Source organism: Branchiibius sp. NY16-3462-2 (assembly GCF_001594145.1).
Taxonomy (GTDB): Bacteria; Actinomycetota; Actinomycetes; order Actinomycetales; family Dermatophilaceae; genus Branchiibius.
The window spans coordinates 1-14,207 of the sequence record NZ_LVCF01000042.1 but is presented as its reverse complement, the minus strand read 5'-3'; the positions used below and the strand labels follow the sequence as shown (position 1 = coordinate 14,207).

Here is a 14,207-nt window from a genome sequence, read left to right as displayed (position 1 = left end):
AAAACCTCCGGATGCGTAAGTTCTCACTCGAACAGGCCGCGCAGGTCCTGCGCTGTCAGTCCCCCGCTCAGCGCACCACCGTCGTCCACCACCTGCGTGAACAAGTCGCGTTTGCGCTCCTGCAGCGCGAGCACCTTCTCCTCGATCGTCTCGGCCGACACGAGGCGGTACACCGTCACGGGTTTGTCCTGACCGATGCGGTGCGCCCGGTCGATCGCCTGCGCTTCGGCAGCGGGATTCCACCACGGGTCCAGCACGAAGACGTAGTCGGCCTCTGTGAGGGTCAGGCCGGTGCCGCCGGCCTTCAGCGAGATCAGGAACGCCGACTGGTCGCCGGACCGGAACGCGTCGATCTCCTTCTGACGAGCCTTGGCCGTCATGGAGCCATCCAGGTAGGAGGTGCTCAGCCCGGCGATCTCCAATGCGTCTCTCGCCCGGCCCAGGAAGCGCGTGAACTGACTGAAGACCAGCGCGCGGTGCCCTTCGGCTGAGACTTCCTGGATCTGCTCGACGAGGAAGGCCAGCTTCGCCGGCAATTCCCGGGCGGCGTACTCCTCATCGACCAGGCTCGGGTCGAGTGCTAACTGCCGCAATCGCGTCAACGAGGCAAGGATCGCGATCCGGTTGGCTTCCGGGTCCTCCAGCAGCCCGAGCATGCGCTGGCGTTCGCGCTGCAAGTGCCGTTTGTAGAGCGCGGTGTGTCGCGTGCCGAGGGCGATGTTTTGCACCTGAATCTGCTTGTCCGGCAGGTCAGTTGCCACTTCGGACTTGGTTCGTCGTAACATCAGCGGCCGGATCCGGCGACGCAACTGGTCCAGGCGTTCGGGCTTGTCCCCACTCTCGATCGGCTTGCGGTAGATCGCCGCGAACTGCTCCGGCCTGGGGTAGAGCCCGGGTGCTGCGAGCGCGAACATCGCCCACAGATCCATCAGGGAGTTCTCCAGCGGGGTGCCGGTCATCGCCAGCGTGAACGGGGCACCGATCCGCTTGGCCGCGTGGAACGTCTTGCTCTGGTGGTTCTTGACGTTCTGCGCTTCGTCGAGGATCAGACCCCGCCAGGGCAGGGCGTGGAACGCCTCGGCGTCCAGGCGCAACACGGCGTACGACGTGACCACCACATGCGCGCCCCGCACCTGATCAGCCAGGGCCTGCGCACCCCGTCGCGCACTGGTCTGCACGACCGGCACGACGTTCAGGTCGGGTGCAAACTTCGCGGCTTCGGAAACCCAGGTCCCGACCACCGAGCTGGGCGCAACCACGAGAACCGGCTTGTCATCGAGATCACCTGTGACACGGGCAGATTCGAGCAGAGCGAGAGTCTGCAGGGTTTTCCCCAGACCCATGTCGTCGGCCAGCACCCCGCCCAGGCCGGCGCTCCACAACGTGTGTAGCCAGCCGTAGCCAGTGCGCTGGTAGGGCCGCAACTCGGCCTTCAACCCGTCCGGCAGCTCCGCCTCGAGGTCCGCGCCGTGGGAGCGCAGCGCCTTGACGGTCGCCTGCCAGGCGAACGCCTGCTCATCGACAATCCCGAGTTGCTCCAACTCATCCCACAACCCGACCTGATAGCGGTTGATCGCCACCCCACTGGGTCGGTCGGCGATCTCGCGCGCCTCGGCCAGCAGGTCGCGAAGCCGCAGCAGTTCCGGTTTGTCCAGGGTGAACCAGGTGCCCGACGGCAGCACCAGCACCTCCTTGTCCTGGGCGAGCGCCTTGATCAGCGGTCCGATCGGCACCGACTCGCCGTCGATGCTGATGGTGACCATCAGGTTGAGCCAGTCGGGGTCGTCCGGATCCTGATGGGTCGCGATCTCGATCAACGGGTCGGCGCCGGACTCCTCGAACACCGGCAGCTCGCCGGCCATCTCCAGCACCAGGTCGTCGTGGGCGCGCAACTCCTCCAGGCCGTCGATCAGCGCCAGGGCACCCTCGTCGGACAGGACGTGCTGGGCGCGGGGCCACCAGCCGAGCCCACCGATGGTTTCGAGCAGACCCAGCGGTTGCAACACCGGCACCAACCGTTGGACCAGGTCGCGCTCCATCGCCCGATCCCGCCGCATCGAGGTGTGCTCCAGGCTCACGTCCTGGGCGAACCGGCCGGCGTAGAACATGTGCGCCCGTACGCCGATCCCGGGCGGGCCGTCGACCGCACCGGGCGCCGGGCTCAGGGTCAGACGCAGCCGCAGCGGTTCAGGTTGCTCGATCTCACCCGCGATCGGTGCCGCGGTCTCGATGCGCGGAGCCAGTCGCGGGTAGTAGACCTGCAGGAATTCGTCCGCGTCGGCGGCCGGAACATGCAGCGAACCCTCGCGGATCAACGCATCGACGATCGGGCTGACCGGCGCCGCAAAGCCGAGGATCTGCAGTCCGGCATCGTCGTAGGAAATGACGGCATGCAGTGGCTCGCCGACGAACCGGCCGCCGGGGACCGACTCCAGATCCGCCTGTAACTCGATGCTTCCGTCGGGATCACGCTGGACCTGCACCCGCGGCTCCCGTCGGCGCAGTTCGAAGCGGATCGGGAAGTCCTGCTGGTAGCCCGGCACCAGAGTCACACCGGCGTCGATGGCGGCCTGCAGCGCTGGCCATACCGCAGCATCGGCGAACTGGAGCATCATCGTGTCGCCGTAGACGTAGCGGGAGGCGTTGCTGTTGCGGAACCGGTTGCGTAACTCCACCGCCGCCCGGGCCTGCCGGGTGTCGTAGACCCGCGCTGCGTCGTACTCCAGATCCGACCAGCGCACTTCCTTGTGCCACCGCCCACTCTTGCCCATCCGCGTCGGGGTCACGATGACGCTGAGTTCGCCACCGGCGCGTGGTCCGGAGGTCATCGCGAACCGCAAACCCACGGCGATCTTTTCCTCCGCCTGCGCTGCAGCCTCCCGGACCCAGGTCTCGACCCGGCCGCGCCACGCGTCGGGTGCTGGCGGCGGCGGGGCCTGCGGGGCGATCACCTCGATGGCCGTCAGCAGTGCGGCCACCACGTGTTTGCAGTCGGTCTCCAACGGGCAGGAGCAGCGCGAGGTCCAGCTCACCCGGCCGCGCCCGACATCACGCACGGTCACGATCACTGCGTACGGCGTGGCCTCAGAACCAGCGACCAGCCCCGTCAACCGGGAGGCTTCGCCATAGAGCGCGATCACCCGCTCCGCGTCGGCGTACCCCACCCCGCGTTCGTAGGCGAAGGGGTGCACGGACATCCGGACGTCCTCGGGGGTCAGCCGGGTCAACCACTTCGCAGTGCGAAGGGTGCTCGCGAATCCGGCCATGTCCCAAGGTTAGGCGTCAGCACCGACGGCCACCGGAGCCGCTGTGGATAGTGCTCCCCGCTCAGTCGGGCAGGGCGTCGTGCAACTCGGCCAGCCAGACCGCGGCATTGCCGTCGGAGGGGGCGCGCCAGTCGCCGCGCGGGGACAGGGATCCACCGTGGACGACCTTGGGCCCGTTCGGCAGAGCGGATCGCTTGAACTGGCTGAAGGCGAAAAACCGTTTGATGAACACCTCCAGCCAGTGCGTGATGGTCTCCAGGTCATATCCGGTACGCCGATCGGCCGGCATCCCCTCGGGCCAGTCGCCCAGCGCCGGGTCATGCCAGGCGTGCCACGCCAGGAAGGCGATCTTGCTGGGCCGGAAGCCGTAGCGCAGCACGTGGTAGAGGTTGAAGTCCTGCAGCGCGTAGGGCCCGATCGCGTCCTCGGTCGACTGCGGCTTCTCGTCCTCGCCGGCAGGAACCAACTCCGGGGAGATCTCTGCGTTCACGATGCCGGTGAGCGTCTGGCCCACGGCCTCGTCGAAGAACTTCTCGGTCACCACCCAGCGGATCAGGTGCTGGATCAGGGTCTTGGGGATGCCGGAGTTGACCGTGTAGTGCGACATCTGGTCGCCGACGCCGTACGTGCACCAACCCAGCGCCAGCTCCGACAGGTCGCCGGTGCCGAGCACGATGCCGCCACGCTGATTGGCGATCCGGAACAGGAAGTCGGTGCGCAGACCCGCCTGCACATTCTCGAAGGTCACGTCGTAGACCGGTTCCCCGCCGGCGAACGGATGCCCCATATCGGTGAGCATCTGCCGCGCCACCGGGGTGATGTCCAGCTCCTCGAATGTCACCCCGAGGCCTTCACCCAGTGCCCACGCGAAACCCTTGGAGGTGGCTCCTGTCGCAAAACCAGGCATCGTGAAGGCCAGGATGTCCGAGCGCGGCCGGCCCAGCCGGTCCATCGCCCGGGCCGCAACGATCAGCGCATGCGTCGAGTCCAGACCACCGGACACCCCGATCACGACCTTGGGCTGGCCGATCGCGCGCAGCCGCTGCATCAGGCCGGACACCTGGATGTTGTAAGCCTCGTAGCAGTCCTGCGCCATCCGGGCGGGATCGTCCGGCACGAACGGGAAGCGGTCGATCTGCCGCAGCAGGCCCAGGTCCCCGGCGGGGGGCGCCACCTCGAAACTGATCGTGCGGAACGCCCCGGACCACTGCTCGTACGTGCGGGCGTTGTCGTCGATCGAGCCGTCGCGCAACCGGTCCTGGCGGATCCGGTCAAGGTCGATGTCGACGACCGTGGCGACCGGGCCGTCGGGGAAACGCTCCGTTTCCCCCAGCAGGCCGCCGCATTCGTAGACCATCGTCATGCCGTCCCAGGACAAATCTGTCGTCGACTCCCCTTGTCCTGCAGCGGCATACAGATATGCCGACAGACATCTTGCGGACTGCGCCTGGGACAAAAGATGGCGATCCTCGGCCCGCCCGACCGTGATCGGCGACCCCGAAATGTTGGCCATGACCGTCGCGCCCGCGAGCGCCGCGACCGAACTCGGCGGCACCGGCACCCACATGTCCTCGCACACCTCGACGTGCAGCACCAACCCCGGCAGGTCGCTCGCGCTGAAGAGCAGATCGGTGCCGAAGGGCACCTCGAGTCCTGCGATCGACGTACGCCGATCGGGCGCCCCCGCGCCGAAGGTGAGGGTCTGGCCGGTGCTCAGGTCACCGGCGGCGAAATGCCGCTTCTCGTAGAACTCGCGGTAGTTCGGCAGATAGGCCTTGGGGGCGACCCCGAGGATGCGGCCACGGTGCACGACGACCGCGCAGTTGTACAGCCGGTTGCCGTGCCGCAACGGCGCGCCGACGACCAGCAGCGGCAGCAGGTCGGTGCTGGCGGCGACCACCTCGGCGAGGGCTGCTTCGACCGCGTCCAGCAGCGGATCCTGCAGCAAGAGGTCGTCGATGGCGTAGCCGGAGAGAGTCAGCTCGGGGAAGATCGCAACGGCGACGTGCTGGTCGTGGCACGCCTTCGCCTGGGCGATGACGGTCGCGGCGTTCGTGGCCGGGTCGGCGATCGCGGTCGGCGTGGCACACGCAGCTACCCGCGCGAAGCCGTGCGCGTAACTGTTGTAGAAGTCCATGACCGCGATCCTATGACCGCTTGGCACAGTTTCCTTTGGGAGAATCGGGCGATGACCAGCCCGATCGAGACCCAGCCCCGGCGGATGCCGGAGGATTTCGACCCGGCCCGCCCGCGGCGTACCGCGTGGGTGTGCGCGATCCTGGCGGTGCTCTTCGCGCTGGTCGTGGCGTTGCACGGCCAGCTGCCGCACCGCGGTGGCATCACCAACGTCTTCGGGACGCTGCTGCCGTGGCTGTGGATCCCGGCATTGATCCTGCTGGTGAGGGCGGCCGCGCGTCGCAGCATCGTCGCGGTCGTTGCCGCGCTGGTTGCGGCCGCGACCTGGTTGGCCGTGTGCGCGCCGTACCTGCTGCCCGCCCGTGATCTGGCCACCACCAGCAACCTGACGGTAATCAGCCAGAACGTGCAGGCGGAGAACCCGGACACGGTGGCCACCGTCCGCAACCTGGCCGCGCAGGACGCCGATCTGGTGGCGCTGCAGGAGTTCACGCCGACGCAGCGGGCCTCGATCACGGACACGCTGAGCAACTACCGCTACCGGTATGCGATCCAGACGGTCGGATTGTGGAGCAAGTACCCGATCAGCAACACCCGGGCGATGAGCCTGGGGTTCTCGTGGGCGCGCGCCTTCCGGGCGGACGTCGCGACGCCGTCGGGGACCGTGCGCGTGTACGTCGTGCACATGGCCTCGGTGCGGTGGAACGAGTTCGCCGACCGCAACCTGATGCTGGCAAATCTCAGCGCTGTGGTGCGAGCTGATCCCTCGCAACGGATCGTGATGATGGGTGACTTCAACGCCGCCTCGACCGACCCGTCGTTCCAGGAGTTGTCCGCGGCCGCCCCGGAGGCCCACGGCTCGTCCTTCGGTTTCGGGTTCACTTGGCCCGCGAGCTTCGGCCTGATCCGGCTGGACCATGTGTTGCTGCGCGGCGCTGAGACCCACGACGTGTCGGTGCTGCCCGCCAATGGCAGTGACCACCGCGCGGTGGAGGCGCAGCTGCGGATACCGTGAGCGTCGTGGCTGAGATTGCTGATGATGAGCGCGAGAATCTGACCTGGCACATCTTCGGGCAGGCATCCCGGCAATTGGCCTCCGCGATCGAGGATTCCGGCTTCCGCCCCGAACTGGTCATCGCCGTGGCCCGCGGCGGCCTGATCCCGGCCGGTGCCATCGCCTACGCGCTCAAGGTCAAGGCCGCTGGAACGCTGAACGTCGAGTTCTACACGGACATCGAGGAGACGCTGCCCGAGCCGGTGGTGTTGGAGCCGCTGTTGGACACCGGCGCCCTGACCGGCAAGAAGTTGCTCATCGTCGACGACGTCGTGGACTCCGGCAAGACGCTGGCGCTGGTCGTGGACCTGCTCAAACCGCACGCCAGCGAGATCCGCACCGCGGTCATCTACACCAAGCCGACCACGATCATCGCGCCGGATTTCTCCTGGAAGGCCACCGATCGCTGGATCAACTTCCCGTGGAGCTCCGGCTCCGGCCTGATCCCCTAACCCGGCCTCCCCGGCCGCCCCCACTCGACCGCCCATGCCCAGCCGCTCGACGCCGTGGGCTGGGATGACCCCATGACCCGCGGTCCAGATGCCACCTGGCATCGCGCGCACCAGGCCGCTGTCTGGTCCGCGGAAGTCACGCGGTTGCAGAGAATCCTGCTGGTCAAGGCGGCCAGCCTGACGGGCATTTCTCATACCCAACTGGCAGCTGAGCTGGGTATCTCCCAGACCGGGGTGACGCGAATGCTCTCCAAGGTGTCCCGGTCCGCCACCCGACAGCTACCTCGCCAAACCCTCCTCCCGGCCGCGCAGCCCGCGGTCCAGTGGCTCGGCGAGCATTTCGGCTTCGACCAGACCCACCTCGTCGAACGATGCTGGTATCCGATGCCCTATGTGGATCGGGCGATGACTGCTGCCATGTTCGGGCCCGAAGCAGCCGAGAAGGCTGGCGAGCCGCTGCTCGACATCCACACCATCGCGCCAGAACTGACGACTACCGGAGACGTCTTGCGGCTCGAGGGTGCCATCGGACGACTCCTGCAGCGCACCCTGATCATGCACTGCACCTATCAGGAGTCTGATCTAGTGGACGCGGCCCAGCGCTACGGCAGCCAGCAGGAGTGAGGACTGGCTCTCGCCGTCGACGATCGTGCCGCCCGCGACCAATCGCAGTACGGCGTCCCAGGGCACCCGCAAGACCGCACCGATCCCTTCGAGGTGCTGATGCTCGGACAACTCCTCGGGCGGGTTGGTCAGATCGGTCGCGAGGTAGACCGTGCAGTGCAGCCGGCACACGCCGTTGAGGCTGAAGAAGGTCCCCACCTGCCGCCAGGTCTGCGCGACCACGCCGGTCTCCTCCAGCAACTCCCGCTGCGCGGCGACCAGTGGTTCCTCACCGTCGGTCCCCCCAGCAACCACCTCGAGGGACCGGCCGACGGTGTACCGGTCGATCTCCACCAGCAACACCTCGTCGTCCTCGGTCAGCGCGACCACGAAGACGGCCGGGTTTCGCAGTTCGACGACCCCGAAGAGCCCGGGCGACCCGTCAGGTCGGATCACCTCGTCCTCGACGACGCGGATCCAGTTGTTCTCGTAGGCGATCCGCGAACTGACCTGCTGCCAGGACGATTTCATCGACGGGCGCGATCGACGTACGTCGGCGTCTCCCGGTTCAGCCCAGCGGTCCGGGCGGCCTTGTGGTTGCGTCCCAACAGCAGCGGCAGTTGTTCACGCCGCTCGGCGGCGAAGAGCCGGCGCGGCGACACCCCACCCGCCTTGTCGAAGAGCCGCTTGGCAGCGGCGAGGGCGTCCGGGGAGCGCTGGGTGAGTTGCTCCGCCAGAGCCAGGGCATCGGCGTACGGCGAGAGGCTGGCTTGCCCGGCCAGCCCCAGTTGGTGCGCCTGGGCACCGGTGATCACCTCGGCAGTCATCGTCAGGCGCTTGGCCGTCTCGACCCCGACCAGCTCGGACAGCGAGCGCACCCCGGTCATGTCCGGGATCAGTCCCCACTTGCCTTCCAGCACAGACCATTTCGCGTCGGGGTGGGTGATCCGGAAGTCCGCGGCCAGCGCAATCTGGATGCCGCCGCCGTAGCAGTGACCCTCCACAGCAGCGATCACCGGCACGGGCAGCCGTCGCCACGCCCAGCACGCCTCCTGGAAGCGGTTGGTCCCCCGGATCGGATTGGGGACGAACCCCAGGAACATCTTCTTCGGGTCCTTGCCCACGGACGCGAAATCCAAGCCGGCACAGAACGATTCGCCGGCGCCGGCCAACACCACGGCCCGCACCGAGCGGTCGGCCCGCAGCCGGTGCGCGGTCTGCACCAGCTGCGCCAGCAACGGCAGCGTGAGCGCGTTGAGCTTGGCCGGACGGTTCAGGTGCACCCGGGCGATCTGATCGGCGATATCGCAGGTGACGAGCTCTTCTGCCATGACCACAAGACTAATCAGAGAGTTGGTCCAGGGCTCGCTGCTGGAAGTTGTGACCGCGCCATTCGTAGCCCACGACCTGGATGAACGGCGCCACCATGACGATGAGCAGACACACCGGGACCGACACCCCTGCTGCTGCCAGCGCGATGGCCAGGCCCAATACGGCCAGCGCGGCTAGGATCAGCCAGGCGTACAGCCACGACCACACCGGCAACAGCACCAGGTGGATGGCGTAGATCGACACGATATAGATCGCGATGGGCACCGCGATGAAGGCAATGACCTGGGTCGCGGACAACTGCGTGTGATGCTCGACGTAGAGCCCGGCCAGGTGCAGCGCGGCCCCGACCGCGACGATCGAGCCGAAAACGATGATGTGGCCGTAGCCGAAGAGCCACGCGTACTGCGGGCGATGCTCCAGCACCTTGCCGAACGGGTTGATGAAGTAGATCCACCACAACCCGAAGGTCAGGCCGACGCCGGCGATGACCACCGCCACGGCGGACCAGGTCCAGTGCCCGCCGTGTTCACCACCGAGGACGCCGGTCGAGGAGGCAATCGTGCCGACCAGTCCCTCACCCAGGGCGATGATCGCGAAGAGGGAGTACCGCTCGGCGATGTGGTGCGGGTGCCACGGGGTCGGGCGCGTGGTGGACTCCGCCCAGAAGGGCACACACATCTCGAAGACGGTCAGCGCAGTGGTCAGGCACAAGGTCGGCACCAGCGGCAGCTCGATGATCGCCACCACGATCCAGCCGATCTGGGCCAGGCCGACGCCCTTGGCGTAGCGCAGTGCCGTGTCGCGGTACTCCGGCGATTGCTTGGCCACCCGCAGCCACTGCGAGATCATCGCCACGCGCATCACGACGTATCCGGCGACGATCACCCGGTTGTCCAGGTGGTGTCCCTCTTCGATGGATTCGAACATCGCCGGGATGCCGAGCGCCAGGATGACGACGCCGACCATCTGGACCATCGTCATCGCGCGATAGACCCAGTCGTCGGTGTCGAACGCCGAGGCGAACCAGGTGAAGTTGATCCACGCCCAGGTGATCGCGAAGGTCGCGAAGCCGAACCCGAGCAGTGCGGGCAGGATGTGACCCTCGGCGGTGACCTCGGCCAGGTACGTCGCGGCGACACCGACCGCGATCACGAAGGTCAGGTCGAAGAGCAACTCCAGCGGGCTGGAGACCCGACCCTCTTCGTGCGGGTCGCGACCGGTCATCTGCCGGATCCGGTGCACCTGGGCATGCGCGTGGTCGGTCATTGTCACCTACTGCGAGCGTCGGGGGCGGACGCCGCGAAGCATACTGGGCCGGTGAGCGAACCCTCTGCTGCCGAACAGGACGCCGCTGCCCGCGGCATCACCATCGAGGTTGTCGACCGGCCGCCGGCAGGCTCCTTGGAGGAGGCCGCCGCCGCCCAAGGGATCAGTCCCGCCGACATCGTGAAAACCCTTGTGGTGAAACGACATGACGGCGACTACCTGCTGGCGCTGATCCCCGGCGACCGGCAGATCGACTGGGCCAAACTGCGAGCGCTCGTCGGTGTCAACAAACTCCGGCTACCGGATGCCGACGACGCGCTCGCCGCGACCGGCTACGCGCGCGGCACCATCACCCCGTTCGGCGCGCAGGGCAATTGGCCGGTGTACGCCGATGCGAGCGTCGTTGGTCGCCGGATCTCCATGGGCGCCGGGGCATCCGGTCGCAGCCTCTGGGTCGAGGCTGACGACCTGATCCGCGGTTTCAAGGCAACCGTGGCCGACATCAGTAAGTCGGCGGGCTAGCTACCCTCAGCGCGCGCGGCTGGACCGGCGCGAGGAGAAGTCGGCGGCGCTGGACTTGCGAGCGGCCGGCTGAGCCGCACGCCCACCACCGGAACCGCCGGCGCCACGTCCGGACTGGCCGGAGCGGGGCGACTGACCAGAACGGCCCGACTGACCCGACGACGAGCGGTTCGAGCGGCCACGGCCGTTACCCGACCGGTTACCCGATCGCGGTGCGCGGTTGCCGCTGGACGGTGCCTGAGCCGGCGCGGCCGCGGGCGACGTGGCCGACGGTTCGGCGAACGTCCGCTCACCCGGGGCCAGTTCGCGCAGCAACGGGTGCTGCGCCGTGACGCGGGTGGTCGTCGGCTTGATGCCGGCCTGGCGGGTCAGGTCGCGCACGTCGCGGACCTGGTCGTCCGTCATCAGGGTGATGACGGTGCCGCGAGCGCCGGCGCGCGCCGTACGTCCGGAACGGTGCAGGTAGGCCTTGTGCTCGACCGGCGGGTCGGCGTGGATGACCAGGGCGACGTCGTCGACGTGGATACCGCGCGCGGCGATATCGGTGGCGACCAGTGTTTCCGCGGCGCCGGAGTGGAACGCGTCCATCGACCGGGTGCGCGCACCTTGGGAAAGGTTGCCGTGCAACTCAACCGCGGGGACACCGACTGAATTGAGTTGGCGCGCAAGCTTCTTGGCGCGGTGCTTGGTGCGGGTGAAGACCACCGTGCGGCCAGGCGCGGCCACCAGGTCGGTGAGCACCGGAAGGTGGTCATTCGCGGCGACGTGCAGGACGTGGTGGCTCATCGCGGAGACCGGCGACTGCGCCGAGTCGGCCTCGTGGGTCACGGGTTCGTGCAGGAACGCCTTGACCAACTGGTTGACGCCGGAGTCGAGCGTGGCGGAGAAGAGCAACCGCTGCGAGCGCTGCGGCGTCTTAGACAGGATGCGGCGGACACCGGGCAGGAAGCCGAGGTCGGCCATGTGGTCGGCCTCGTCCAGCACTGTGACCTCGACGGCTGACAGGTCGACGTGACCCTGACCCATCAGGTCTTCCAACCGTCCGGGGCAGGCCACGACGATGTCGACACCACCGCGGATGGCGCTGACCTGCGGACCCTGGCCGACACCACCGAAGACGGTGCGGGAGGTCAGGCGGTATTTCGCGGCCAGCGGAGCAAGTGCCTCATCGATCTGGGTAGCCAGCTCACGCGTGGGGGCCAGGATCAGCGCCCGGGGGCGTTTCGGCGTACGCCGACCTGAGCTGGCCGCCAACCGCGCCACCAGGGGCAGCAGGAAGGCGTAAGTCTTGCCGGAGCCGGTGCGGCCTCGGCCCAGCACGTCGCGACCGGCCAGGGAATCCGGCAGGGTCGCGCTCTGGATGGGAGTGGGGGTGGTGATGCCCGCGCTGGTGAGGACCTCGACCAACGGGGCGGGCACGCCGAGCGCGCCGAAGGAGGTTGCTGCCTTCTGGGCAGCGGGACGTGCAGAAGTACTGAGTGACAAAGGTTCTCCGAAAGAACAGGGTGATGCGGTCGGTTCTGCCCGGCGCGGTCCTCGCGGGTGCGAGCGCGTCACGATGGCATCGACGGAATGGGCATCGACTGGATGAATCGCAAAGGCGCGTGCGCTGCAGAACGGGGCGCGCGGCCTCAGCCAGCCTAGTGCTTAGGGTTGACGGGCACCAATCGGCCGTCGACCAGCTCGTATGGGGTCATCTCGGTCAGGCCCGGGGAGTAGGCGTGCACGGTCAACGCCGGGGTGTCGCCGACGTTGGTCATGTTGTGGATGTGCCCGGGGCCGAAAGCGCGCTCCTCGCCCTTGCCGAGCAGGTGATCGTCGGCCGAGCCACCGCGACGGGATTCCTCGATCAACTCACCGGTCACCACGACGTACGCACCGGCTGCCTGGCCGTGGTCGTGCCACCCGGTGCTCGACCCGACCGGCCAGACCATCAGCCACACCTCGAGGTGCTCGGTGGAGTCCAGCGGGATGCGCTGACGCTCGGTCACCGACAGGTCGACCTGGCCGGCGTGGCTGTCGTCGGAGGCGAAAAGGCGCGCGATACGGACCAGCTGCTCGGCCGTGAAGTCACGGATACCGAGTGATGAAACCGATGGGGTGGACATGTGATGGGAAGCCTTCGTGGGTTGGGGGTTCGGGCGGTGGGCCCGGGCTGGTCGGACGTGAGCGGGTGTGCTCAGACGCGACAGCGATGCCACATCGCGGCGCGCTGGGTGAGGCGCATCGCGGTATAGGTGGCGGTCGAAGACATGCCCATAGTTCACCATGCCATCCACGCACGGACCAAAGGTGATTCCGCTAGGCGGACACTGTGCGGGGCGTGTGGGGGAATCTTTGCCGACAGAACACGTTGAACAAGAGCGAGACGTTTTGACTGCAGATACGAGGAGCACGTCCATGGCCACGACCACGCTGACCGAAGAGAACTTCGCGTCCACCATCAACGACAACGACATCGTGCTGGTCGACTTCTGGGCGACCTGGTGCGGGCCGTGCCGTCAGTTCGGACCGGTCTTCGAGGCCGCGTCCGCCCAGCACTCCGACATCGTCTTCGCCAAGGTCGACACCGATGCGCAGCAGAACCTCGCCGGTGCGCTGAACATCTCCTCGATCCCGACGGTGATGGCGTTCCGCGAAGGTGTCCTGGTGTTTGCCGACTCCGGCGCGTTGCCGCAGCGGGCGCTCGCCGATGTCATCGAGCAGGTGCGCAACCTGCCGATGGAGAAGATCCACGCCGAGATCGCTGAGCAGCAGGCCAAGGGAGACTCTGCCGGAGCCTGACCTACGCCTGATTGCGTGGCTGATTCTGGAGCGATCAACGATTTTGGAGCCCGATTCAGCGAATCAGTCCTGCAGAAGGTGAATAGCTCCAGAATCAGCGGCGGGCAAGCCGCTGCAGCAGGTCCGATCGGAGTATCGAACGGACCTGTGTGGGCACGGCGGGGGACGTCTCGCCGTGCCACACTTCTTCAACCAGCATGTCGATCCACCGGTCAACCCGTGGCGGGTCCAGCTCAGCCTGACGAAGAACGATCGCGCGGCGCTCGTCTGCGGACAGGTCGGCGATGATCAGATCGGCGAAGGTCTCGGCGACGAGTTCGCGCACTTCGGCATCATTGGCTGAAGGCGGGTTGGTCGATCCTGGTGGGATCACCTCTGCCCACCAGATGGCGACCGGTTCACATCCAAGGGCCTGCGCAACCTCGGTGTTCACCACGCTCCACGCAATGGAGCGGTCGGCGTCGTAGAGTCCTCCAGCCGCCAGCAGCAGTGCCCGGCGCTCCTCACCTTCGGGCAGGTCGCACGCGTTGGCAGCCAGCTCACGCAAGACCGTGGCTCGCGTGGAGACATCGCGGACAACGTCCTGCGATGACCGGCCTGCGAGCTCCGCCTGCATCGATCCCAATCGAATTGCGCGCTGGACATCCTCGGCGTCTACGCCAGGAGGGACTGCCCCCGATTTGGTTGACACTCGGGGTGTGTAGTTCTTAGGCCGCTTGTGCGGCCGTGTAGATTGTCTCAAACTCCACGGGGGTGAGCTTGCCGAGGCGTCGTTGCCGGCGGCGCCGGTTG

General features: G+C 67.4%; 13 protein-coding genes. 5 read left to right on the top strand and 8 right to left on the bottom strand.

Translation table 11 applies throughout. From position 1 onward, the window contains the following. Window positions 1–23: 23 nt before the first annotated feature. Window positions 24–3,266 carry a DEAD/DEAH box helicase gene (locus AZH51_RS14985; RefSeq protein ID WP_291525653.1) on the bottom strand — a complete coding sequence of 1,081 codons (3,243 nt, stop codon included), beginning with the start codon at window positions 3,264–3,266 and terminating at the stop codon, window positions 24–26. 61 nt (window positions 3,267–3,327) lie between these two features. After that, the gene (locus AZH51_RS14980) at window positions 3,328–5,403 is read right to left on the bottom strand and encodes an NAD(+) synthase (protein WP_291525652.1); all 2,076 of its coding nucleotides are present in this window, start codon (window positions 5,401–5,403) and stop codon (window positions 3,328–3,330) included. Between the two features lie 51 nt (window positions 5,404–5,454). Between AZH51_RS14980 and AZH51_RS14975 the strand changes: the two genes are divergently transcribed. The 3 genes from AZH51_RS14975 (at window position 5,455) to AZH51_RS14965 (ending at window position 7,532) form a co-directional block, all read left to right on the top strand. After that, window positions 5,455–6,417 (top strand): endonuclease/exonuclease/phosphatase family protein, encoded by a 963-nt coding sequence (locus AZH51_RS14975; RefSeq protein WP_291525651.1) that lies wholly within the window; start codon window positions 5,455–5,457, stop codon window positions 6,415–6,417. Window positions 6,418–6,422: 5 nt separating this feature from the next. Continuing rightward, window positions 6,423–6,908, top strand: coding sequence for a phosphoribosyltransferase (locus AZH51_RS14970; RefSeq protein WP_367188057.1), 486 nt, complete (start codon window positions 6,423–6,425; stop codon window positions 6,906–6,908). Between the two features lie 72 nt (window positions 6,909–6,980). Then, window positions 6,981–7,532: a hypothetical protein gene (locus AZH51_RS14965; RefSeq protein ID WP_291525649.1), complete on the top strand. Its 552-nt coding sequence runs from the start codon at window positions 6,981–6,983 to the stop codon at window positions 7,530–7,532. Here AZH51_RS14965 and AZH51_RS14960 read toward each other — a convergent pair. Genes AZH51_RS14960 through AZH51_RS14950 form a run of 3 tightly spaced genes read right to left on the bottom strand, consistent with a single transcriptional unit; the run spans window position 7,491 to window position 10,109 of the window. After that, window positions 7,491–8,042 (bottom strand): NUDIX hydrolase, encoded by a 552-nt coding sequence (locus tag AZH51_RS14960; protein WP_291525648.1) that lies wholly within the window; start codon window positions 8,040–8,042, stop codon window positions 7,491–7,493. The genes AZH51_RS14965 and AZH51_RS14960 overlap by 42 nt on opposite strands. Continuing rightward, a complete protein-coding gene (locus AZH51_RS14955) occupies window positions 8,039–8,842 on the bottom strand; it encodes a crotonase/enoyl-CoA hydratase family protein (RefSeq protein WP_291525647.1) in 804 nt (267 codons plus the stop codon). Before AZH51_RS14955 ends, AZH51_RS14960 begins: the two co-directional genes overlap by 4 nt. A 10-nt stretch (window positions 8,843–8,852) precedes the next feature. Next, entirely contained in the window at window positions 8,853–10,109 is a 1,257-nt protein-coding gene (locus AZH51_RS14950; RefSeq protein WP_291525852.1) for a low temperature requirement protein A, read from the bottom strand. 51 nt (window positions 10,110–10,160) lie between these two features. On the opposite strand from AZH51_RS14950, the gene AZH51_RS14945 reads away from it, so the two are divergent. Beyond that, window positions 10,161–10,631, top strand: a complete 471-nt coding sequence (locus tag AZH51_RS14945; RefSeq protein WP_291525646.1) for an aminoacyl-tRNA deacylase — start codon at window positions 10,161–10,163, stop codon at window positions 10,629–10,631. A 6-nt stretch (window positions 10,632–10,637) separates the two neighbouring features. On the opposite strand, the gene AZH51_RS14940 is transcribed toward AZH51_RS14945, so the two are convergent. Beyond that, window positions 10,638–12,116, bottom strand: a complete 1,479-nt coding sequence (locus AZH51_RS14940; RefSeq protein WP_291525645.1) for a DEAD/DEAH box helicase — start codon at window positions 12,114–12,116, stop codon at window positions 10,638–10,640. 155 nt (window positions 12,117–12,271) lie between these two features. Beyond that, window positions 12,272–12,739, bottom strand: a complete 468-nt coding sequence (locus AZH51_RS14935) for a cysteine dioxygenase family protein (RefSeq protein WP_291525644.1) — start codon at window positions 12,737–12,739, stop codon at window positions 12,272–12,274. Window positions 12,740–13,031: 292 nt separating this feature from the next. On the opposite strand from AZH51_RS14935, the gene trxA reads away from it, so the two are divergent. Then, a complete protein-coding gene (gene trxA / locus AZH51_RS14930; protein WP_291525643.1) occupies window positions 13,032–13,415 on the top strand; it encodes a thioredoxin in 384 nt (127 codons plus the stop codon). A gap of 94 nt (window positions 13,416–13,509) precedes the next feature. On the opposite strand, the gene AZH51_RS14925 is transcribed toward trxA, so the two are convergent. Continuing rightward, window positions 13,510–14,031, bottom strand: coding sequence for a hypothetical protein (locus AZH51_RS14925; protein ID WP_291525642.1), 522 nt, complete (start codon window positions 14,029–14,031; stop codon window positions 13,510–13,512). Between the last annotated feature and the right edge of the window lie 176 nt (window positions 14,032–14,207).